The 22,044-nt window shown below is 72.9% G+C and carries 19 protein-coding genes; 11 read left to right on the forward strand and 8 right to left on the reverse strand.

The window, feature by feature from the left end:
* Window positions 1–112: 112 nt before the first annotated feature.
* A complete protein-coding gene (locus tag ACFWW8_RS19680; protein ID WP_386530242.1) occupies window positions 113–940 on the reverse strand; it encodes a RimK family alpha-L-glutamate ligase in 828 nt (275 codons plus the stop codon).
* The gene (locus tag ACFWW8_RS19685) at window positions 937–1,845 is read right to left on the reverse strand and encodes a RimK family alpha-L-glutamate ligase (RefSeq protein WP_386530243.1); all 909 of its coding nucleotides are present in this window, start codon (window positions 1,843–1,845) and stop codon (window positions 937–939) included. Before ACFWW8_RS19685 ends, ACFWW8_RS19680 begins: the two co-directional genes overlap by 4 nt.
* A 365-nt stretch (window positions 1,846–2,210) precedes the next feature.
* Here ACFWW8_RS19685 and ACFWW8_RS19690 point away from each other — a divergent pair, with 365 nt between their 5' ends.
* From ACFWW8_RS19690 to ACFWW8_RS19720, 7 genes are all read left to right on the forward strand, one after another.
* Window positions 2,211–3,911: an ATP-binding protein gene (locus ACFWW8_RS19690; protein WP_386530244.1), complete on the forward strand. Its 1,701-nt coding sequence runs from the start codon at window positions 2,211–2,213 to the stop codon at window positions 3,909–3,911.
* Window positions 3,908–4,309, forward strand: coding sequence for a roadblock/LC7 domain-containing protein (locus ACFWW8_RS19695; RefSeq protein ID WP_356654479.1), 402 nt, complete (start codon window positions 3,908–3,910; stop codon window positions 4,307–4,309). Before ACFWW8_RS19690 ends, ACFWW8_RS19695 begins: the two co-directional genes overlap by 4 nt.
* Window positions 4,306–4,665: a DUF742 domain-containing protein gene (locus ACFWW8_RS19700; protein WP_386530245.1), complete on the forward strand. Its 360-nt coding sequence runs from the start codon at window positions 4,306–4,308 to the stop codon at window positions 4,663–4,665. Before ACFWW8_RS19695 ends, ACFWW8_RS19700 begins: the two co-directional genes overlap by 4 nt.
* On the forward strand, window positions 4,646–5,272 hold the full coding sequence (locus ACFWW8_RS19705; RefSeq protein ID WP_386530246.1) for an ATP/GTP-binding protein: 627 nt from the start codon (window positions 4,646–4,648) through the stop codon (window positions 5,270–5,272). The genes ACFWW8_RS19700 and ACFWW8_RS19705 overlap by 20 nt, the downstream gene beginning before the upstream one ends.
* Window positions 5,269–6,507, forward strand: coding sequence for a cytochrome P450 (locus ACFWW8_RS19710; RefSeq protein ID WP_386530247.1), 1,239 nt, complete (start codon window positions 5,269–5,271; stop codon window positions 6,505–6,507). The genes ACFWW8_RS19705 and ACFWW8_RS19710 overlap by 4 nt, the downstream gene beginning before the upstream one ends.
* Window positions 6,504–7,751: a cytochrome P450 gene (locus tag ACFWW8_RS19715; RefSeq protein WP_386530248.1), complete on the forward strand. Its 1,248-nt coding sequence runs from the start codon at window positions 6,504–6,506 to the stop codon at window positions 7,749–7,751. Before ACFWW8_RS19710 ends, ACFWW8_RS19715 begins: the two co-directional genes overlap by 4 nt.
* 196 nt (window positions 7,752–7,947) lie before the next feature.
* A complete protein-coding gene (locus ACFWW8_RS19720) occupies window positions 7,948–8,679 on the forward strand; it encodes a hypothetical protein (protein ID WP_386530249.1) in 732 nt (243 codons plus the stop codon).
* Window positions 8,680–9,095: 416 nt separating this feature from the next.
* Here ACFWW8_RS19720 and ACFWW8_RS19725 read toward each other — a convergent pair whose 3' ends face one another.
* The 3 genes from ACFWW8_RS19725 to ACFWW8_RS19735 form a co-directional block, all read right to left on the reverse strand.
* Entirely contained in the window at window positions 9,096–9,821 is a 726-nt protein-coding gene (locus tag ACFWW8_RS19725; protein WP_386530250.1) for an anti-sigma factor family protein, read from the reverse strand.
* Window positions 9,818–10,429 (reverse strand): sigma-70 family RNA polymerase sigma factor, encoded by a 612-nt coding sequence (locus tag ACFWW8_RS19730; RefSeq protein ID WP_386530251.1) that lies wholly within the window; start codon window positions 10,427–10,429, stop codon window positions 9,818–9,820. Before ACFWW8_RS19730 ends, ACFWW8_RS19725 begins: the two co-directional genes overlap by 4 nt.
* 82 nt (window positions 10,430–10,511) lie before the next feature.
* Window positions 10,512–11,516 carry a DUF1996 domain-containing protein gene (locus ACFWW8_RS19735; RefSeq protein ID WP_386530252.1) on the reverse strand — a complete coding sequence of 335 codons (1,005 nt, stop codon included), beginning with the start codon at window positions 11,514–11,516 and terminating at the stop codon, window positions 10,512–10,514.
* Between the two features lie 613 nt (window positions 11,517–12,129).
* On the opposite strand from ACFWW8_RS19735, the gene ACFWW8_RS19740 reads away from it, so the two are divergent.
* The 3 genes from ACFWW8_RS19740 (at window position 12,130) to ACFWW8_RS19750 (ending at window position 18,144) form a co-directional block, all read left to right on the forward strand.
* Window positions 12,130–12,882 (forward strand): DUF1838 family protein, encoded by a 753-nt coding sequence (locus ACFWW8_RS19740; protein ID WP_386530253.1) that lies wholly within the window; start codon window positions 12,130–12,132, stop codon window positions 12,880–12,882.
* Between the two features lie 581 nt (window positions 12,883–13,463).
* Window positions 13,464–15,131 carry a S8 family serine peptidase gene (locus tag ACFWW8_RS19745; protein WP_386530361.1) on the forward strand — a complete coding sequence of 556 codons (1,668 nt, stop codon included), beginning with the start codon at window positions 13,464–13,466 and terminating at the stop codon, window positions 15,129–15,131.
* A 271-nt stretch (window positions 15,132–15,402) separates the two neighbouring features.
* A complete protein-coding gene (locus ACFWW8_RS19750; protein ID WP_386530254.1) occupies window positions 15,403–18,144 on the forward strand; it encodes an AAA family ATPase in 2,742 nt (913 codons plus the stop codon).
* Between the two features lie 172 nt (window positions 18,145–18,316).
* Here ACFWW8_RS19750 and ACFWW8_RS19755 read toward each other — a convergent pair whose 3' ends face one another.
* From ACFWW8_RS19755 to ACFWW8_RS19765, 3 genes are all read right to left on the reverse strand, one after another.
* Window positions 18,317–19,231, reverse strand: a complete 915-nt coding sequence (locus tag ACFWW8_RS19755; protein ID WP_386530255.1) for a glycoside hydrolase family 19 protein — start codon at window positions 19,229–19,231, stop codon at window positions 18,317–18,319.
* 195 nt (window positions 19,232–19,426) lie between these two features.
* Window positions 19,427–19,840: a rodlin gene (locus ACFWW8_RS19760; RefSeq protein WP_386530256.1), complete on the reverse strand. Its 414-nt coding sequence runs from the start codon at window positions 19,838–19,840 to the stop codon at window positions 19,427–19,429.
* Window positions 19,841–20,018: 178 nt separating this feature from the next.
* Entirely contained in the window at window positions 20,019–20,210 is a 192-nt protein-coding gene (locus tag ACFWW8_RS19765) for a DUF5302 domain-containing protein (RefSeq protein WP_386530257.1), read from the reverse strand.
* A 259-nt stretch (window positions 20,211–20,469) separates the two neighbouring features.
* Here ACFWW8_RS19765 and ACFWW8_RS19770 point away from each other — a divergent pair, with 259 nt between their 5' ends.
* The gene (locus ACFWW8_RS19770) at window positions 20,470–21,831 is read left to right on the forward strand and encodes an FAD-dependent oxidoreductase (protein ID WP_386530258.1); all 1,362 of its coding nucleotides are present in this window, start codon (window positions 20,470–20,472) and stop codon (window positions 21,829–21,831) included.
* Window positions 21,832–22,044: the final 213 nt, after the last annotated feature.

The following is a 22,044-nucleotide window of genomic DNA, read 5'->3' on the forward strand; positions in this document are numbered from 1 at the left end:
CCCCCCCAGGCACCCCTCCCCGGCACCCCCGCGGCCCCGTCCCGGCCCTGATCGTGGCGCGTCGCCGGGCCGGCGGCGGGGTGTTCGCGGCCGCGGCACGAACGGAGCCGGGTCACCCGCCGACGGGCCGTCCACCCGGAGCCCGGTCACCCGCCGCGGCCCGTCGCAGGGCGAGGCCGGCCAGGGCCTCGGGGGCACCCGTCTGGTCCCGGATGCCGGGGAAGGCGTTGACGTCCACGATCAGCGGCGCGCCCCCCGCGTCGATGATGTCCACGCCGTACACGTCGAGCGCGAAGGCCTCCCCGGCCGCGCGCACCAGCGCGGCCCAGCCCGGCGGGAGTTCGTCCGGGCCCAGCGTCCGGGTCGGGCCGCGGCCGCCGGCGGAGAGTTCGGAGCGGCGCAGGGCGGCGAAGACCCGGTCGCCGACGGCCCACAGCTTGTGGTCCCAGCCGCTGTTCGGCGCGAACTCCTGCACCACCACCGGCTCGTCGGGCCACCGCGCCGCCAACGCGTCCAGCCCCGCCCGGTCGTCGACGCGGGCGACCAGGTCGCCCCGCCGGCTGCGCCGGCTCTTGACCACCAGCGGTGCGGGCACCGTACGGCCGGACGCCCACCGCCCCAGGGGGCCGACCGTACGGGTGGCCGCGAAGGGCAGTCCGGCCCGCAGGGCGGTCTCCGCCATCCCGGTCCGGTCCTGGCACCGCTCGGTCGACGCCGCGGAGTTGACCACGACGGCGCCGCGCTCCTCCAGTTCCCGAGCGAGGGCCAGTGCCTGCGGGGTCCGCGACTTCAACAGGTACGCGTCGGCCACGGCGTGCGGGGGGATGGCATCGGTGCGCGGATCGAGCGCTTCGACGACGTGTCCGGCGCCGGTCAGCAGTGCGCTCGCCGCCGCCAGCAGCGGATGTCCGGGCTCCGGGGTGATCAGGCCGATCCTCACGCGCCGTCGCCCGCCCGTACGGCGGCCTGTGCCGGAATTGCGACGGGCAGGGCCGGGTACACGAGCGCCGTGGAGGAGGGCGACGCGCTGGTGCCGCCCGCGCACGCCAGCCCGAGGACCGCCCGGGCCACGCGCGCCGCCGCGTCGGGGACCTGGCGGAAGCTGGGGAAGTCGTTCACGTCGACGACCACCGGCCCGTCGGGGCCCAGGAGCACGTCCACCCCGTACAGGTCGAGCCCGTACACCGCTCCCACCTGTACGGCGATCGCCGCCACCTCCGCCGACAGCGGTACGCGGCGCTCGCGCACCGAGGGGTCGGGATGCAGCGGGGAGCAGCGCTCGGTCGCGAACAGTTCGCCGCCGACCGCGTACACCTTGATGTCGACGCCCGCGTTGGGGACGTATGGCTGGGCGATGAGCATGCCCTCGCCCGCGAGCGCGGGGAGCATCGCCGCCAGCCGGTCGGGCGAGGACACCAGGTGCACGGACCGCCCGGAACTGCCGTCCGCGGGTTTGACGACCAGGGGGTACTCCGACGCCGGTATCTCCCCGAGCAGTTCCGGCGCCGCCGCCGCGTAGGTCGTCGGCAGCGGGAGCCCGCGGTCGCGGCCGATCGCCGCAGCCAGCGCCTTGTCGCGCACGCTGCGGATCGAGCGGGCGTCGTTGACCGTCGTCATCCCGGCGGCGGCGGCCGCTTCGAGCAGGGTCAGCCCCGGACCGCCGGACACCGTCTTGAGCACCCACGCGTCGTGCGCGCCGGCCCGCACCACCTCGGTCATCCGCAGCAGCGAACCACCCGGCCGTACGACGTCGACCCGGTGCCCCCAGTCGGTCAGCTGCCGGATCACCTCGTTCGGCATGCCGTCATGGCGGTAGTGCTCCTCCACCAGGAAGCAGAGCCTCATGGACCTTCCCCGTATTCCCGGACGTCCGCCGATTCCGTCCGGCGAGTTGTGACGTCACAGGATGTCATGAACCGCAATGTGCTGATCGGTCCGCGTGTGCGAAGGTGCGCCCCCCGGCCGCCCGGCCGCGCCGTAGGGGATCTGGCGCGGAGGCCTGAGGCGGCGTCACCTTCCGGCGGTGCGGCGTCAGTACCGGGCCCCTCCGTAAATAGCGCCAAAGTGGCGACAAGTCACCCAAACGACCCACTACGCAGAGTAAAACCCGCCAGGAACTTTCCGAAACGATCAATAACTCACCTATAGTTGGCTCTCGTTACTCACAGGAACCCTCTCCTCCATTTACGCCCGGTATGAGGCTTTGATTGATGACGGCGCCGCCCTCCCCCCTTCGCCCCTCCGCGCTCGCCCTGCTGATCACCGCAGCGGCAGGCGGAGCGCTCTCCACGGCGGCGGTGGCCGCGGCCCCGTCGGCCGTCCGCGTGCCCCTCGCCTGGTTCTCCGGATCCGGCGTACTGCTCCTCGCCATCGCGGCCTTCGCCGTGACCTGGTCGGCGCGCACCGCCCGGGTGCTGCGCGGCAAGGTGTCCGGTCTGACCGGTGAAATCACCTCCCGCGACGCGTACATAGCCCGGCTCACCGCGGACACCTCGCGCGACGCCGCCCACCACCACGCCGAACGCGGCCGCCTCGCCGGCGCGCACGCGGCCGAACTCGAGGGGCTGATAAGCGCCCACGCGGCGCAGGTGGACGGCCTGGTCGCCGCCCACGCCACCGAGCTGGACCGGCTGACCGCCGCCCAGAGCGCCTCCCGCGAACGGCTCGGCAACGAGCTGCGCCGCGCCGAGTCCGGCCGGGCGGCCGCCATGGCGGCCGCCGCCAACGCGGCCGGCCGGATGCAGGCCCTCGCCACCGGCATGCTCGCCGACCTCCGCGACATGGAGCACCGGCACGCCGACGAGGACGTCCTCGGCGACCTGCTCCACCTCGACCACCGCACCGCGCAGGCGAGCCGCCTGGCCGACTCCATCGCCGTGCTCACCGGAGCCCGTTCGGGCCGCCGCTGGGCGAAGCCGATCGTCATGGAGTCCATCCTGCGCGGCGCCATGGGCCGCATCGGCGGCTACCAGCGGGTGCGGCTGCACTCCACCAGTGACGCCGCCGTCGCCGGGCACGCCGCCGAGGGCGTCATGCACGCCCTCGCCGAACTGCTCGACAACGCCGCGAACTTCTCCCCGCCGACCGCCGAGGTCCACGTCTACGTGGAGGAGGTCCCGGCCGGGATCATCATCACCGTCGAGGACAGCGGCCTGGTCATGAGCGAGGTCCAGCTGCGCCGCGCCGAGCAGGCCGTGACCGCCGAGTCGCTGGACCTCGCCGGGCTCTCCGGGACCCGCCTCGGCCTCGCCGTGGTGGGCCGCCTGGCCCGCAAGCACGGGCTGACGGTCTCCTTCCGGCCCTCGGCGCGCGGCGGTACCGGCGCGCTGATGATGCTGCCGCAGGAGCTGATCAGCCGTACCCCGACCGACGCCGAGAGCGCCCCCGAGGCCGACGCCGTCCGCGCCGCCGCCCTGCCCGCCGGCCGGACGGTCCCGGCCGCCCTGCCCGCCGGCGCCCCGGCGGCGGAGCCCGAGGCCGTGCACGAGACCCCCGCCGAGCCCGCCACCGCGGAGCGCGCGGGGGCCCGTACCCGGGGGGCCCAGGACGGCGCACCCGCCGGCTCCTCCGGCGAGGCCCCGCAGGCCGGCGACAACGGCCTGCCCCAGCGCAGGCGCGGCCGCACCCTGGCCGCCGCCCACCCCGAGGGCCCCGACGCCGCCGGCACGGCGGCCCGTACGAGCGGCACGGCGGCCGGTGCGCCCTCGGGCGCCTCCCGGTCGGCCGCCCGCTTCGGCAGCTTCCGCCAGGCGGTACGCGGCGCCGGCGCGGCGGCCGAACCCGCTGCCGCTCCCGAACCCGCTGCCGCTCCCGAACCCCCTGCGGCCCCCGAGCACCCGGCGGCGCCCGAACCGTCCGTGGCGCCCGCGCCGTCCCCGAACCCCACGCACCCGGAAGGCAACACGGAATGACCGGCTCCACCACCGACGAGACGCTCAACTGGCTCCTGGAAGGGCTCCTCGAGCGGACCCCCGGCGCCCGCCACGGCCTCGTGCTCTCCCGAGACGGCCTCAAGCTGTGCCGCACGCCGGAGCTCTCCGTCGACCAGGCCGACCAGCTCGCCGCGATCGCCGCCGGCATCCAGAGCCTCTCGCACGGCGCGTCCATCGAGTTCGGCGACGGGACGGGCGGAGTCCGCTCCGCCATGGCCGAGTTCTACGGCGGCATCCTCTTCATCGTCGAGGCGGGCGAGGGTGCGCACCTCGCACTGGTCGCCGACGAGGACGCCGACGCCGGACTCGTCGGCCACAACATGTCCGAACTGGTCGAGCAGCTCGGCGAGCACCTCATCGCCCGGCCCCGGGGATGAGCAGGAGCACGAGCAGGCCGGGCCGGGACGACTCCCCGGACCGGCTCTACACCCTCACCGGAGGCCGCAGCCGCGCCGGGTCCGACGCCTTCGACCTGGTCACCCTGGTCGTCGCCGAATGCGACCCGACCCCCGGGATGCAGTCCGAGCACGCCGCGATCCTGCGCATGAGCCAGTTCCCGACGGCTCTGGTGGAGATCGCGGCCGAGCTGGGGCTGCCGGTGTCGATCGTGCGCATCCTCCTCGCCGACCTCCTCGGCACCGGCAAGATCAGCGCCCGGCACCCGCGTTCGGCGTACCGCCTTCCCGACCCCGACATCCTGGAGCAGGTGCTCGTTGGACTCCGCAATCTCTGATCAGCGCGAAACCCGCCAGACCCTGCAGAGCACCGCCGACAACGGTCTGAAGATCGTCATCGTCGGCGGCTTCGGCGTCGGCAAGACCACCTTGGTCCGCTCGGTCAGCGAGATCCGCCCGCTGAACACCGAAGAGACCATGACCAAGGCGGGAGAGGCCGTCGACGACACCGACGGGATCGCCGCCAAGACCGCCACCACCGTGGCGTTCGACTTCGGCCGCATCACCCTCGACGCGCGCAACGTGCTCTACCTGTTCGGCGCACCCGGCCAGGAACGGTTCTGGTTCCTGTGGGACCGGCTCTTCTCCGGCACCCTCGGCGCCGTCGTCCTCGTCGACACGCGCCGACTCGCCGACTCCTGGTACGCCATCGACCGGCTCGAACACCACGGCACCCCCTTCGTCGTGGCCTGCAACGACTTCGGCGGGCCCGCCCACACGGCGGACGAGATCCGGGCCGCCCTCGACCTGCCCGGCGAGGTCCCGCTGATCTTCTGCGACGCCCGCTCCCGCGAGTCCGGCAAGCACGTCCTGATCTCGCTCGTACAGCACCTCCAGACGGCCGTTCTGACCAACCAGCCGAAGACCCCGGAGCCCACCCCGTGACCTGCCCCGCCGCCCACGACCCGCAGGCCGTCCCCCTCGGCGGCCCCCGGTTCCAGACCGACCCCGTCGAGCTCTACCGGGAGATGCGCCGCGACCACGGCGCCGTCGCCCCGGTCGTCCTCGACGGAGACATACCGGCCTGGCTCGTCCTCGGCTACCGGGAACTGCACCAGGTCACCAGCGACCCGGTGCTCTTCTCCCGCGACTCCGACCTGTGGAACCAGTGGGACCGCATCCCCGCCGACTGGCCGCTGCTCCCGATGATCGGCCGCAAGCAGCCCTCCATCCTCTACACCGTCGGCGAACGCCACCGCGAGCGGGCCGCCGTCATCTCCGACGCCCTCGAATCGGTGGACCCCTTCGAACTCAAGGGCCACGCGGAGCGGTTCGCCGACGAACTGATCGACACCCTGTGCGGCAAGGGCGCGTGCGACATCGTCGGCGAGTACGCGATGCTCCTGCCGCTGCGGGTCCTCGCCCGGATCTACGGCTTCTCCGACGCCCAGGGCCCCGGCCTCGTGACCGCCATGAACGACATGATCAACGGGCGGGAGGGCGCACTGGACGGCCAGCGCCACCTCGGTGAGTCCATGTACGGACTGCTCGCCGCCAAGCAGGCGCAGCCCGCCCACGACGTCGCCTCCCGGATGCTCGCGAACACGGCCGGCTTCACCGTGGACGAGATCGCCCAGGACCTGATGGTCATGATGGCCGCGGGCCACCAGCCCACCGCCGACTGGATCGGGAACTCGCTGCGCCTGATGCTCGTCGACGACCGCTTCGCGGCCTCACTCTCGGGCGGCCGGCACAGCGTCGGCGAGGCCATGAACGAGGTGCTGTGGGAGGACACCCCCACGCAGAACGTGGCGGGCCGCTGGACCTCGCGCGACACCAACCTCGGCGGCCGACGCATCGCCCGCGGCGACCTCGTCCTGCTGGGACTTGCCGCGGCCAACTCCGACCCGCACGTGCGCACCGACGCGGGCGCCCTCACCGGCGGCAACAACGCCTTCTTCTCCTTCGGGCACGGCGAGCACCGCTGCCCCTTCCCCGCCCAGGAGGTCGCCGAGGTCATCGCCCGCACCGGCATCGAGGTCCTCCTCGACCGGCTGCCCGACGTGGACCTCGCCGTGCCGGCCTCCGCGCTGGCCCGCCGGCCCTCGCCCTGGCTGCGCGGACTGACCGAACTGCCCGTCACCTACACCCCTACCCCCGCCCTTGGAGCCACCCGATGACGTGCCCGATCGACCACTCCGGCCCCGCCGCCATCACCCTCGACCCCTTCGTCGCCGACCTCGACGCGGAGAGCGCGGCGCTGCGCGCCGCGGGCCCGCTCGTACCGGTCGTCCTGCCCGGCGGGGTGGGCGTGTACGCCGTCACCCGGCACGCGGAGGCGAGGAGACTCCTGACCGACTCCAGAGTGGTCAAGGACATCAACGCGTGGGGCGCCTGGCAGCGCGGCGAGATACCCGTGGACTGGCCCCTGATCGGCCTCGTCAATCCCGGCCGCTCCATGCTGACCGTGGACGGCGACGAGCACCGCCGGCTGCGCACCCTGGTCGCGCAGGCTCTCACCGTCCGCCGGGTGGAGAAGCTGCGGGCGGGGATCGAGGAACTGACGACGGAGATGCTCGACGCGCTGGACGCCCTGCCGCCCGGCGAGACGGTCGACCTCAAGCTGCACTTCGCGTACCCGCTGCCGATGAACGTCATCAGCCGGCTCATGGGCGTGGACGAGGTCGAACACCCTCGGCTGAAGGCACTGTTCGAGAAGTTCTTCTCCACACAGACCCTCCCGGAGGAGGTGCCGCAGATGATGGCGGATCTCGGCGCGCTGTTCTCCCGGATCGTGGAGTCCAAGCGGGAGAACCCGGGCGACGACCTCACCAGTGCCCTGATCGCCGCGTCCGAGGACGGCGATCACCTCAGCACCGAGGAGATCACCAACACCCTCCAGCTGATGGTCGCGGCCGGCCACGAGACGACGATCAGCCTGATCGTCAACGCCGTCGTCGCCCTCCAGAGCCACCCCGAGCAGCGTGCCCTGGTCCTCAAGGGCGAGGTCCCGTGGGAGAACGTCATCGAGGAGACCCTGCGCTGGTCCACTCCCACCTCGCACGTGCTGATCCGGTTCGCCGCCGAGGACGTCGAGGTCGGGGACCGCGTGCTGCCCAAGGGCGAGGGGCTCATCGTCTCCTTCGGCGCCATCGGGCGCGACGAGGAGCAGCACGGCGCGAACGCGGGGGACTTCGACGTCACCCGCACCCCCAACCGCCACATCTCCTTCGGTCACGGTCCGCACGTCTGCCCCGGCGCGGCCCTCTCCCGCCTGGAGGCGCTGGTCGCCCTGCCGGCCCTGTACGCACGTTTCCCGGACCTGGCCCTCGCCGTCGCCCCCGAGGAGCTCCGCAACAAGCCGATCCTCACCCAGAACGACCTCTTCGACCTTCCGGTGCGCCTCACCACACCCGTGGTCTGACGGGAGACGCGCTCCCCGAGCATCCGACCGGTCCGGTCCGCGCGCCGCGATCCGGTGTCATGACACGACACAGGATCGCAGCCGCGGCCGCTCCACTCGCCGTCCTGCTCCCCTCCCCGTTCGTCGCCGCGGGCGGACGAAAAGGCGGAGGGAAAAGCAGATGAGGCCCGCCGCGGAGGACTGCTAGGTTGACCACGTGCCGAAGCTGAATCAGATAATCGCAGTGGAAAAGGGCGTCAAGTCCAAGTCCCTCCAGGAGCTGACCCAGGCTCACCACGACGTCCAGAAGCCCGCCCTGCTGGCCGGGATCTCCCGCACCTACCAGCCCAAGGACGAGGAGGGCGAGCAGCTGCCGCCCGAGTCCACACGGGTGCAGGTCAAGGCGGAGGACGCACTGCGCGCGACGGCGGGGACGCTGACGCGCCTGTTCGACGTGACGGCCACCAAGGACTGGGCGAACCGCACGGCCGCCGCGGACGTGGTCGTCGACGGGAACGTCCTGCTCCCGCAGGTGCCCGTCCCCTACCTGCTCTTCCTGGAGAAGCAGCTCACCGACCTGCACACCTTCGTACGGAAGCTGCCGGTGCTCGACGCGTCCGAGTCCTGGAACCTGGACCCGTCCACCGACTCCTGGAAGACGGAGCCGGTGCGCACCATCCGTACCAAGAAGGTGCCGCGCAACCACGTCAAGGCCGAGGCGACCGACAAGCACCCGGCGCAGGTCGAGGTCTACTACGAGGACGTTCCGGTCGGCTACTGGACGACCGTGAAGTTCTCCGGAGCACTCCCGGCCCGCCGGGTCAACGAGCTGCTCGACCGCGTGGAAAAGCTCCAGCAGGCCGTGAAGTTCGCCCGCGAGGAGGCCAACAACACCGAGGTCACCGACCAGCGGGTCGGCGACGCGGTCTTCGGCTACCTGTTCGGGTAGCCCCATGATCGCCCCCCGCGAGCGCGGGGGGTGCGCGAGAGCGCAAGCTGAAACTGATGTTGAAGCTGAAAAGGGACGACAGTTGGGGGTTCGAATCCCTCCCCCGGCACTACGCGCCGGGGTGGCCCAAGCCTGGCAGAGGCGGTCCCGTAAATCTCAGATTCTCGCTCCAGTCTCAGTATTCGCCGCCGAACACCGGATCGACCGGGCGCGGACGGTCATCGACGGATAGGGGTTCAAGTCCCCTCTGCGCCTCTCCTCGTGGCGCGGTAGTTCAAAGGCAGAACACGTCGGTCTAAGAATGATCCGCGGCCCTTAAACGCAGCCGGTGTGCGAATTGGGTGGCAAGCAGGAGCCCGGGAGCTGGACATGCTCCCGGGCTCTGTCACGTCCCCGGCCCGGAGGCCGGGGGACCGTCACACCGGTACGGACACGAAGGTCCGGCCCGACTCGTTCTCGACCTGGACGGACATGACGTCCGCCGGGTCCACGGCCGCCGAACCGTCCAGCGCCGCGCCCTTGCCCTCGCCCTTCTCCTGACCCCCCACGACCCAACTGCCGGCGGTGGTGCGCCTGCCGTCCTTGGAGACCACGATCAGGCGGCACCGCTCGCCGGGCGGCACCCCGGTGACCGCGGCGCGCACGCGCACCCACTTCACCGCGGGCGTCATCTGTACGGTCATCCGCACCCCCGAGGCCGGATCGGTCGCCGAGCCCAGCCTGGTCCCGGCCACCGGCGCCGAAGGCGACGACGACACCGTCACAGACGGCTGCGGGGGCAGCGCGATCGGTCCGGAGTCACTGCCGCCGAGCTGGGCGCCCGCCCAGAACACCGCGGCCAGCGAAGCCGCCGCGGCCAGTCCCGCCAGCCCTGCGCGCCGACGCCGGTCGGCGGCCTGTTCCCCGCGCATCTGCCGCAGGGTGCGCTGGAGCATCAGATCACCGCCGTGCGGCGGCCCGTCCAGGAACGCCTCGTCGGGCACCTCGCCCAGTGCCGCCTCCATTTCGCGCAACGCGGTCACCTCTTCACGGCAGTGCACGCAGCCGCTGATGTGTTCTTCGACCCGGCGGTTCTCCTCGGGGTCCAGGACGCCGAGCACGTACGGGCCGAGGAGTTCCTCCTCGTGCCGCTGCCGGTTCATGCCACCACCTCACGCAGTCCGGCCGGCTGCTGGGGCGGCCTGCCCGATCGATTTCCTTCTCTGGAGCCGTGCTCCCTGGCGCTGTTGTCCCTGAAGACCTCGCGCAGGGCCTTGAGCGCGTAGTGCGAACGCGACTTGACGGTGCCCGCCGGTATGCCCAGGCTGTCCGCGGCCTCGGCGACACTGAGCTGTCGGTAGTACAACTCCGTCAGTACGTCCCGGTGTTCCGGGGAGAGCTGGTCCAGGGCGCCCAGGACCGTCATGGTGTCCACGACGGCGTCCGCGTGGTCCATCTCCACCGGGGGAGCGGCGGCGGCCCCGGAGACCTCGGGCGGCCTCGCGGCCCTGGCGCGGTACCGGTCGGTGATGATGTTGCGGGCCACCGTCAGCAGCCAGCCCCGCACCGAACCCTTCCCGTTCACCAGGACCTCGGAGTGCCGCCAGGCCCTGATGAGCGTCTCCTGGACGATGTCCTCGGCGGCGGACCGGTCACCCGTCAGCCGGGTGGCGTACGCGAGCAGGGCGTGGCCGTGCTCCTCGTACACCGACTTGATCAGTGCCTCATCGGTCGAGCCCCGCCGAGTGCGGGGCCACAGTGGTCCGGCCATCTCACCCTCTCCGTCTTCCTCGCTGGCTGGTGCGGTCGGAACACGCTGCACGGCCGCCCCCGGTTCAGGTGACCTGCGTCACTCAGGTGCGGCAGGCGCGGCCCGAGTTGAGGCAGCCGACGACTCCGGCCATCTGCGCCTCGGTCATCGCGTTCACGAACATGGCGTGGTCCGTCCTGGGACTGTGCCGCTGCTCGGGGAAGGAGTCGAGGGCGACGGGCACGCCCGCGGCGACCTCGTACGCCAGGGAGACGCGCAGCTCGGGCACCGGGAAGGTGCCCGGCGGGCAGACTCCGCCGCCCGCCGGGAACAACAGGTGCGTACGGTGCCCGGCGCTCGCGGTCTCCAGGCCGTTCCAGCAGCTGGGGAAGACCAGCGTGCGGGTCACCAGCTCGCCGGAAGGGCAGCGCGGGTAGCGGGTGGTGGCGCGGTCGGGGGAGCCCGAACACCCCCAGCGGGCCCGTACGTCGGCACCGCTCGCCGCCGTGAACGCCACGGCGTCGCCCGTCATCCCGCGCAGGAAGCGGGGCATCGGCACGACCTTGCTCACCGGGCTGCCGCGGAACTCCACCCGGACCGAGGCCTCCGCGACGATCTCGCCCGTGTTGCCGTGTCCGGCCGAATCCTCGTGCGGGCGCGCACCCGGCCGGTCCAGCCGGCGCAGCACGGGCCAGTAGTACGTGGAGCGGTCACCGCCCCGGCAGGTCGTGGCGGCCGCGGCCAGGGAGTCGTCGGTGGACGTCGCGTCCGTGGACAGGTTCCCCACGTACGCGTGGGTGTGATGGGCGCCGGACACCAGTCCCGGCGAGACCACCAGGTTGTCCTCGTTGTAGTGGCCCTCCTCGTTGCGGCCGCACTCCACCACGACCGATCCGGCCGAGGCGTCCGGCCCGGACGGCGGCAGGTCGCGGGGCGCGGATCCCGGCGCGACCGCGCCGATGTCCACGTAGTCGGAGGGCGCTGGACCTCCGGCCGCCGGGCCCGCATGCGGACCGCCCGCCCGCGAGGCCCCCAGCACGGCAGCGGTGAGCACTCCGCCCAGGGTCAGGCAGACGACGAGAGTGAGCAGTAGGCGCGCGTTCCCCATGGCGGTCACGTTCGCGGGTGGCGCCACCTGCGTCAACCTGGGGGCCGTTCGACGGGCTCGGGGCCGGCGACTTCGCCTCCCGGATGGCGGTTTATGTGTAAAAGCAACCCTTCTCGAGCGCACCCTCGTCGCCAGGAAGGAAACCCCGGCATGTCACCTGCCAACCCCCTCTTGCACCGTGTCATCCGCGAGACCGGCCGGACCTACGAGGCCCTGGCCCGCCGCCTGAACACGGGCGCCCGGGCGGCCGGGGCCCCACCACCGCCCCCGTCCTCCTCGCGTACCTCCAGAGCACCTTCCACTCCGTGCTCAGCACCGGGGGAGGGGACGCCCTGACCCCCCTCGAACCGGGCCACGCGGCACGCACCGTCCGCCTCCCGACCCGCAGTCAAGCCGATCAGTGCTCCTTGGCCGCGTCCCGCCGGTGCCTCGGCCGCGCGGCCTCCCTCGCCGAACTGGCGAGCGAGCCCACCGCCGGGGAGGCGCTGCCGGGGACGGGCTGCCATCGCCGGGGGCACGCGCCGGGCCTCCGCCCGGAACGGGCCGTGCGCGCGGCCCGGTTGTCCGTACGGCCGCTTGCCGCCCCGGGGCGCGACCGCGCAGAGTACGGCGTATGACACCGTCCGAGCTTTTGCGTGCCTTCGTCCGTACCCGTGCCTCGCTCGACGGCGCCGAGGTGTTCTTCTGGTGGACCGGAGACGTGTACTCCTGGGCGCCGGTCGAGCCCTACCGGCGCGTGTTCGGCTTCGAGGGGATCAACGCCGCCCGCCTCACGGAGGACGAGGAGACCGGCGGATACCGGCTGCTGACCCGGGAGGCCGCGTTCTACCTGGACCCGCTGTCCCGGGAGATCCTGGAGACCTGGGAGGACAAGCCGGTGGTCCACGTCTGGAACGACCCGGCCAACCAGCGGTTGCGGCCGTTCCCCATGCCCGTGACCAGCCTCGGCGACCAGGTCTGCTTCAGCCTGGAGATCCCGCTGGCCCACCCCTCGCCGCTGCCCGTCGCGGAGTTCCCGGCCAACTCGGCGGACGACACCTACCGAGCTTTGGAGCTGTTCCAGTTCTTCGCGCCCGCGAGCGTCCTCGACGCAGGGGCGGGGCCGGATGCCGACGCGGTGAGCGTTCCCGCGACCATGTCCTGGATGCGGATGTCCCCGTACCTCCCGTGGATGGAGCAGGCGCAGCGTCCGGGCGGCCTCGCCTTCCACTGCCGGGGCCGCAAGCTGGGCGCGTACGCGGAGGTGCCCGAGCGGACGCGGGAGTACATCGCCGCCCACCACCCGGAGTACGCCCACGCGCCGGAGCAGTGGACCGAGCCGAACGAGACCAGCTGGACGTACTTCCGCAGGCTCGCCGCGTCCTGACGGGCTCCGCCGGGGCAGGGCCGGGTATGCGCGCCTCACGCCTCCCCCGGCCGCTCCGCTGACCTGCGCCGAGACCTCTCACCGCGGGTGGTGGTGGGGCTGGGTGGGGGTCGGACAAGGGTTTTCCCCGTATCGGGTTCATCTCCGCGTTGCCTACTGTCTGCCCACCGGCGATCCCCCCTTCTTGGAACCCGCGGCCCCCACCCACCCCCCACGCCGTGGAACCGCGACCACCCCCCAACCAGGGGGAGCAACCGGTACCGCCACGTCCCGACCGCCGTGCGACGCCCACCCGGGCGGGCGGACGGGACGACACGGCACACGGCGGAGACCGGGACGGAACCGACCGCCCCGCCCCGGTCCCCCACCGCCGAACACCTCCCACATGCACCGACCGGCCGCTCCGGCCTGCCCGGAAACGGCCCGTGAAAGGGAACACCGTGCACGCAACCAGACGCAGGCTCATATCCGTCGTGGCCCTCTCCGCCACCCTCCTCACCGCGACCGCCACCGCCGCGGCCACCGCCGCCGACACCCCCGCCCCCGCCGCGGATACGGCCGCGGCCGCGGGTGCGGGCGGGATGCCGGTGGAGAACCTCATCGTCGGATACAAGCCCACCGCCAGCGAGGCCAGTTCCAACGCCGCCGCCGCCACCGACGCCGCCACCAAGAGCACCAGAACCGGCAAGAAGGCGAAGTTCGACCGCCGCCTCGGCACCGGAGCCGCCCTCGTCAGCCTCGGCCAGGCCACCACCCCCGCCGACACCGCCGACGTCATCGCCCAGTTCCGCGCCGACCCCGACGTCGCCTACGCCGAACCCGACACCCGCGCCTACCCCCTCGCCACCACCCCCAACGACACCGACTACACCAAGCAGTGGGACCTCTTCGAACCCACCGCCGGCATGAACGTCCCCGCCGCCTGGGACAAGACCACCGGAACCGGCGTCACCGTCGCCGTCATCGACACCGGCCACACCGCCCACGGCGACCTCGCCGCCAACACCGTCGCCGGCTACGACTTCATCACCAGCGCCACCGCCGCCCGCGACGGCAACGGCCGCGACAACAACCCCGCCGACCAGGGCGACTGGAGCGCCGCAGCGGAATGCGGCCCCACCGCCAAGGCCAGCGACTCCTCCTGGCACGGGACCCACGTCGCCGGCACCATCGCCGCCGCCACCGGAAACAACAAGGGCATCGCCGGCATCGCCCACAGCGCCAAGATCCAGCCCGTCCGCGTCCTCGGAAAGTGCGGCGGCGCGACCTCCGACATCGTCGACGCCATCACCTGGGCCTCTGGTGGGACCGTCCCCGGCGTCCCCGCCAACGCCACGCCCGCCAAGGTCATCAACATGAGCCTCGGTGGCTCCGGAGCCTGCGGCACCAGCTACCAGAACGCCATCAACGCCGCCGTCGCCCGCGGCACCACCGTCGTCGTCGCCGCCGGCAACAGCAACGCCGACGCCGCCGGATTCTCCCCCGCCAGCTGCAACAACGTCGTCAACGTGGCAGCCAGCAACCGCACCGGCGACCGCTCCTTCTACTCCAACTACGGCGCCATCATCGACGTCGCCGCCCCCGGCGGCGAAACCCGCCGCGCCACCGACACCCCCGGCACCGTCACCACCCCCGAGAACGGCATCCTCTCCACCCTCAACCTCGGCACCACCACTCCCACCGCCGAGACCTACAAGCCCTACCAGGGCACCAGCATGGCCGCCCCCCACGTCGCCGGCCTGGCCGCCCTCCTCATCGCCGCCAAGCCGACCCTGACGCCCGCCCAGATCGAAGCGGCCATCAAGAACAACGCCCGCCCCCTGGCCGGAACCTGCACCGGCGGCTGCGGCGCCGGCCTCGCCGACGCCACCGCCACCGTCAACGCCGTCACCAGCACCACCCCCACCACCCCCGCCTTCCAGAACACGGCCGACTACCCCATCAACGACAACACCACCACCGAAAGCCCCATCACGGTCACCGGAATCACCGGCAACGCCCCCGCCACCCTCAAGGCCGGCGTCACCATCGCCCACACCTACACCGGCGACCTCAAGATCGACCTCATCGCCCCCGACGGCAGCGTCTACACCCTCCACAACCGCACCGGCGGCAGCGCCGACAACATCAACCAGACCTACACCGTCAACGCCGCCACCGAAACCGCCAACGGCACCTGGAAACTCCGCGTCAACGACAACGCCAGCGGCGACACCGGCAAGATCGACGCCTGGAACCTCACCTTCTAGGCCCCGGCCGGCCCAGCGCGGCACCCGGCCCCCCAACCGGTGCTGACGGGCCGATAGTACGGACCAAGGCGACCCTCCGGACCTGCCGATACACCGCGTATCGGCAGGTCGGGAGGGCTTTCCCGCACACTGACTGATTTCTGCGTCACAATCCGGGTCAGCCCGGCATCCGACCTCGTATTGTCGCGTCTCACAGGAAAGGCACAGAAGCGGGATCGCGGAAGGCTGGTGGCGGTGCGTGGGGGCGGCTACGGGGCACGCTGAGGCGAGCGTGGGACACGGTGAACTGATCAAGGCGGTGGACCGCGCGCTGACCACGCACGGCCGGGCCCTGCTCACCGGACCCGCCGGAGCCGGAAAGACGGAGGTGGTGCGCGCCGTCGCGGCCGCCGCGGAAGGGCGGCGCGAAACGGTGCTGCGCCTCGCCCCCGAGGCCGCCGACCAGTGGATACCCGAGGCCTCGGCCGCCGCCCTCCTGGCCTCCGTGCCCGGCGCCGGCCTGGAGCGCCTCTCGGGCCCCCAGCGCACCGCCATCGCCCTGCTGCGCCGAGAGGCCGACGCCCCCCGCACCGGCCGTGACCACGTCGCGCTGCGCCTGGCCGTCGTCGAGGTGCTCCGTACGCTCGCCGCCCGCCACCCCGTCCTGCTCGTCCTCGACAACGCCCAGTGGCTCGACGCGGAGAGCACCGACCTGCTCCGCTTCGCGCTGCGCCTGACCCCGCCGGGGGTCCGGCTCCTGGTGGCCGAATGCGTACAGGGCGGGGCGCCGGTCGGCGAACCCCTCTGCGGCCCCGGCACCCCCGCGATCCGGGTGCCCCCGCTCGGCGCCGACGAGGTCGCGGAACTGCTGCTGCGCCACGGCCTGCCCGCCCGGCTCGCCGGCCGCATCCACCAGGCCAGCGGCGGCAACCCGCGCCTCGCCCTCGCCCTCGGCCACTCCCTCGCCGAAGCCGCCGAGGCCCGCGACGCGAGCGCCCACCACGCCGACCCCCTGCCCGTCTCCGGGCAGGCCCGCGAGGTGGCCCGCCGCCTCCTCGCGGAAGCCCCCGCCGCGGCCCGCCGCACCCTGCTCCTCGCCGCCCTCGCGGCCCGCCCCACCACGGCCCTGCTGCGCCGGGCCGGGCGCCCCGACGCCGAGGCGGAACTGGCCGAGGCGGAACGGGCCGCGCTCGTACGGGTGGGCGAGGACGGCACGGTCGAGTTCACCGCCGGCGCCCTGCCCACCGCGCTCGCCGCCGACGCGGGCTGGCCCGAACGGGCCGCCGGGCACGCCGCCCTGGCCGAGGCCGTCGACGACCCCGTCCAGGCGGTACGCCACCGCGCGCTGGCCGTGGACACCCCCGACCAGTGGCTCGCCGCCGAGGTCACCCAGGCCGCCGCGGCCTGCCGCCGCCGCGGGCAGCGGGCCCTCGCCGCCGAACTGGGCCTGCTGGCGGCGGAACGTACGCCGACCCACCTCGCCGGCGAGGGACTGGCCCGGCTCGTCGCGGCCGCCGAGGACGCGGGCTGGGCCGGCCGCGCCGACCTCGCCCGGCGCGCCACCCGCGCCGTCCTGGCCCGCGACGCTTCGCCCGCCGACCGGGTCCGCGCCCGCCTCGCCGTGATCGACGCCGCCGGGCAGGACCTCGGCGCCCTGGAGGAGACGTTCGCCCACGCCATGGACGACGCCGCCGGCGACCCCGCGCTGCGGGCCGCCGTCCAGCTGCGGATCGCCTGGAAGCACAACCTCAGCGACGGCGACCCGGTCCGCTCCCGCGACGCGGCCGCCGCGGCCGGCGCCCTGGCCGCGCTCGGCGGCGACCAGGTGGCCGAGGCCATGGCCTTGACCGTACGGGCCCGGATGGGCCGCATCCTCGGGGACCCGGGCGCCGAGGCGATCCTCGCCGAAGCCCTCGCCCTGCCCGCGCCCGAGGTGCCCCTGGGGATGCGCAACGCGCCCCAGTACCTCGCGGTCCGCCACGCCCTCTTCGACGACCGGCTCACCGACGCCCGCCGCCAGCTGTTGGTCCTGCTGCCCGCCGTGCGGCGCACCGGCTCGGCGGAGGACGTGTTCGAGGTGCTCCGCAGCCTCACCGAGGTCGAACTGCGCAGCGGCCGCTGCGCCGCCGCCTCCGCCCGTGCCCGCCGCGCCCTGGAGCTGACCATCGAGGCGGGCCTGTCGCCGGGGCCGGCCTGGTACGTCGCCGCGATGGCGGAGGCGGCCGGCGGGGGCTTCGCCCGCGCCGCCGGGTACGCCCGCCGCGGCATCCAGGCCTCCCAGGAGGAACACGACCAGGTCTTCCTCTCCCGCAACCTGCACGCGCTCGGGCTGGTCGAACTCGCCACCGGCGAGGCCACGAAGGCGGTGGCCACGCTGCGCCGGGTAGCCGACCTGGAGGCCGCCCAGCAGGTCGTGGACCCCTCGATCCTGCGCTGGCACGGGGAACTCGCCGAGGCGCTCGTCGCCGCCGACGCCCCGGACGAGGCCGTCCGCCTGATCGGCTGCGTGCGCCCCGTCGCCGTCGGCCTCGGCCGGACCGGGGTCGTCGCCGCCCTCGACCGGGCCCGGGGGCTGTGCCTGTCCGCGCAGGGCGACGCGGAGGGCGCCGTCACCCTCCTGGAGACCACCGCCCGGCGGTTCGCGACCCTGGAACTCCCGCTGGAGCGCGGTCGTACGCTGCTCGCCCTCGCCCGGGTGGAACGCCGCCGCAGGCGGCGCGCACCGGCGCGCGCGGCGCTCGCCGCGGCGGCCGAGGTGTTCGACCTCGCGGGCGCCGTCCCCTGGGCCGAACTCGCCCGGGAACCCGCCGCTTGCGAAGGGGGTCCGGCGCACACGGTCGGGGCCCTGACGGAGGGCGAGACCCGGCTGGCCGTGCTCGTCAGCCGGGGCGCGAGCAACCAGGAGGCCGCGGCGAAGCTCTTCCTCAGCGTCAAGACGGTGGAGGCGCGGCTGACCCGCATCTACCAGAAGCTCGACGTCCGCTCACGGGCCCAACTGGCGGCGGCCCTGACCGCCGGAGGCCTGGGCCAGTAGCCGCCGCACGTCCGCAGCGGATCGGCCGGTGATCGCCGCCGCTCGACGGCCGTCCGCACGTGTGCGTCGGCCGAGTCGGCCGCGGCGGACGCTCCTCCCGGACCGGACCGGACCGGACCGGACCAGACCGGACCGGATGGTCACGGCCCGGCCCGGCCCGGGAGGCGTGCGATCAGCAGCCGAGGTTGTTGCCGGGGGTCACTCCCAGGAGCTGGGTGAAGCTCTGGTACTTCGAGATGCGGCTCTGGACCTGGGCGGGGTTCCCGCCGTTGCACTCCAGGGCGCCGTTGATCGACCGGATCGTCTCGCCGAAGCCCGCGCCGTTGACGATGGCGGCGTGGGCCGTCATCGTGCCCGGGCCGTTCTGGGTGTTCCAGTACCAGAGCGCCGTCTTCATCGCCACGGCCGGGTCCCGCTCGACGAGGTACGGGTTGGCGAGCAGGTTGATGCCGAGGGCGTCACCGGCGGCCTTGTAGTTGAAGTTCCACGACAGCTGGATGGGGCCCCGGCCGTAGTAGGCGGCCTGGCCGGCCGGACAGCCGTACGGCTGGGTCGCGTCGCAGTAGTGGGGGTAGTTGGCGGTGTTCTGCTCGACGATGTGCACCAGCCCGCCCGTCTCGTGCGAGACGTTGGCGAGGAAGGCGGCGGCCTCCCGGCGCTTCACCGTGTCGTCGCCGGTCTTGGCGAAGCCGGGGTACGCGGACAGCGCCGCGACCAGGCCGTCATACGTGTAGAAGGGGTTCCGGCTCGGGAACATCTGGTCGAACTGGGCGCGGGACACCACGAATCCCGAGGGGTCGGGATCCGGGTTCTGGCCTCCGCCGCCACCGCAGGCGCCCTGGTCGGACCAGACCCCCCACTGGCCGGTGGTGCCGGGCGTCTCGCCCTGGGTCCACCACTTGGCCTGCCAGTTGCGGCCCCCGTGCGAGGCGCTCAAGCCGGTCGTGTAGACGGCGGAGGAGGACCAGGCAGACGCGCAGGCGGGGGCCGCGGCGGCGGGGGAAGCGGGGAGGGCGACGGCGAGGCCCAGGGTGACTGCTGCGGCGGCGGCCAGGGAGAGGGCGCGGCGGTGAAGCGCACGTATCACGTAACTTCTCCTTCAGTGGGGGGAGTTGTCGTGGGGGCGACAGCTACCGCCACTGAACATAAAGTGGTCTGGACCTGTCAAGGTCTAGACCAAGGAGATTGTGTGGTGATGGACATACCTCCGCGCCGACGGAAAGGGACACGTCGGCGCGGAGGTGGAGGGAACAGCAGGTGGAGGCGGGGGCGGCTGCCGGGATCAGCTGTCGGCGGAGGCGTTGCCCGAGAGGATCGGGATGTTGCTGGCGATGTGCGAGGCGGAGTCGTCGCCCTTCGCCTGGGTCGAGTTCTCGGCGCACTGCTGGTTCTGCGGGTTCGCCAGCACGTTGACGTCCTGGACGCCGATGTTGGCGATGATCGCCACCAGGGACTGGGCGTTGACCTTGGCCGGGAGGCCGACGCAGAGCTTGTTCAGGGAGCCCTGGATCGCACCGAGCTGCGGGCTCATCGCGCCCGCGGTCTCCTGGTTGCCGTAGATCTGCGCGGAGCCGTTGCCGTTGACGGAGTTGACGCCGTTGTCGTTGCCGATCGCCATCGCCGGGGAGGCAACTGCGGCGCCCGCGCCCAGGACGGAGGCGGTGACCGCAGCGGTGGCCATGAACTTCTTGAACATGTGGGGGATTCCTTCTGTCGCACTGTTGCGTGATAGCTGCCCTCGGCGGGACGCGCTGATCAACTGCATTCAGTGCCCGGGGTTATCCCCACTCACCCGTGTGGCCCAACGGCGGACCGGGCGGGGTGGCCCGGTCCCGCCGCCGCGACGGCGAGACTGAGCTCCTCGGGTCCGAGGGTCAGCCGGTCTTGCGGCGGACCTTCTTGTTCTTGCCGCCGGGACCGCTGCTGGAACCCTGGACCTTCGCGCGGCTCTGGTGCGACTGCTGGGACTGGGCATTCGCGGCGTTGCGCTCCAGGGCCTCCCGGAACTTGCGCTTGGCCTCGTCGGCCGGAGTCTCGTCCTTCGGGGTGTCTGTTCCGTCTGCCATATGTCCTCCTGGGGGTGATCAAGCCGTCTCATTCTGTCAGGTGGCGTGCGCGCTGACCAGCGAGTTCGGTACGGGGGTGACCCTGTTCGGCGTCCGGGCCGCTCCGGGCGGCGCGGTGCGCGCGGCACCCAAGGCGGGCTTGGAGGAGTCATAAGATTTGATTATGGGGTCATAAAGTGACACCGGGTGCCGAGTTAGGATTGCCTTAGTTTAGGGTTCCCCTGATTGACCTTGCCGTCGCTCGAAGGGAACCCCTGCCATGCCTCGCCCTCTGCGGGTAGCCATCGTCGGAGCCGGCCCCGCCGGAATCTACGCCGCCGATGCGCTGCTGAAGTCCGAGGCCGCCGTCGAGCCCGGTGTGTCCATCGACATCTTCGAGCGTATGCCCGCCCCCTTCGGTCTGATCCGATACGGCGTGGCCCCCGACCACCCGCGGATCAAGGGGATCATCACCGCCCTGCACCAGGTCCTCGACAAGCCGCAGGTCCGCCTCTTCGGCAACGTCGACTACCCGAACGACATCAGCCTCGACGAGCTGCACTCGTTCTACGACGCCGTCGTCTTCTCCACCGGCGCCACCGCCGACCGGGTGCTGACCATCCCCGGCGTCGACCTGGACGGTTCCTACGGCGCCGCCGACTTCGTGTCCTGGTACGACGGGCACCCGGACGTACCGCGCACCTGGCCCCTGGACGCCGAGAAGGTCGCCGTGCTCGGCGTCGGCAACGTCGCGCTCGACGTCGCGCGCATCCTTGCCAAGACCGCGGACGAACTGCTGTCGACGGAGATCCCGGCGAACGTCTACGAGGGCCTCCAGGCCAACAAGGCGCTCGAGGTGCACGTCTTCGGCCGCCGCGGCCCGGCCCAGGCCAAGTTCAGCCCGATGGAGCTGCGCGAGCTGGACCACTCGCCGAACATCGAGGTCATCGTCAACCCCGAGGACATCGACTACGACGACGGTTCGATCGCCACGCGCCGCGCGAACAAGCAGGCCGACATGGTCGCCAAGACCCTGGAGAACTGGGCGATCCGCGACATCGGCGAGCGGCCGCACAAGCTCTTCCTGCACTTCTTCGAGTCGCCCACCGAGGTCCTCGGCGAGGACGGCAAGGTCGTCGGGCTGCGCACCGAGCGCACCGAGCTGGACGGCACCGGCAACGTCAAGGGCACCGGCCGGTTCACCGACTGGGACGTCCAGTCCGTGTACCGCGCGGTCGGCTACCTGTCCGACGAGCTGCCCAAGCTTCCCTGGGACGTCGAGTCCGGCACCGTTCCCGACGAGGGCGGCCGCGTGATGGAGGCGGGCTCCCACCTGCGGTCCACGTACGTCACCGGCTGGATCCGGCGCGGCCCCATCGGCCTCATCGGCCACACGAAGGGCGACGCGAACGAGACCGTCGCGAACCTCCTCGCGGACCACGCCGAGGGTCGCCTGCTCACGCCGGCCGCGCCCGAGCCGGAGGCCGTCGAGTCCTTCCTCGCCGAGCGGAGCGTCCGCTACACCACGTGGGAGGGCTGGTACCGGCTGGACGCCGCCGAGAAGGCGCTGGGCGAGCCGCAGGGGCGCGAGCGCGTGAAGATCGTCGACCGCGAGGGCATGCTCGACGCGAGCGGCGCGTAGCCGAGCGGCGGGCCGGTGCGCGGCGCGTGAGCATCCGGCGCACGGGCGCACAGGCGCACGGGCGTTCCGACGGACGCCGGGCCGGCGCCTCGCGCGGACGCCGCGCTGTGACGGAGCGGTGGGGGGGGGGGCCCGGGGGGGGGCCGCCCCCCCCCCCCCCGCCCGGCCCCCACCCCAACCCCCGCCGGGGGGGGGACCGGCCAGGCGGATAAA

This window comes from Streptomyces sp. NPDC058701, assembly GCF_042715295.1.
Lineage (GTDB): Bacteria > Actinomycetota > Actinomycetes > Streptomycetales > Streptomycetaceae > Streptomyces.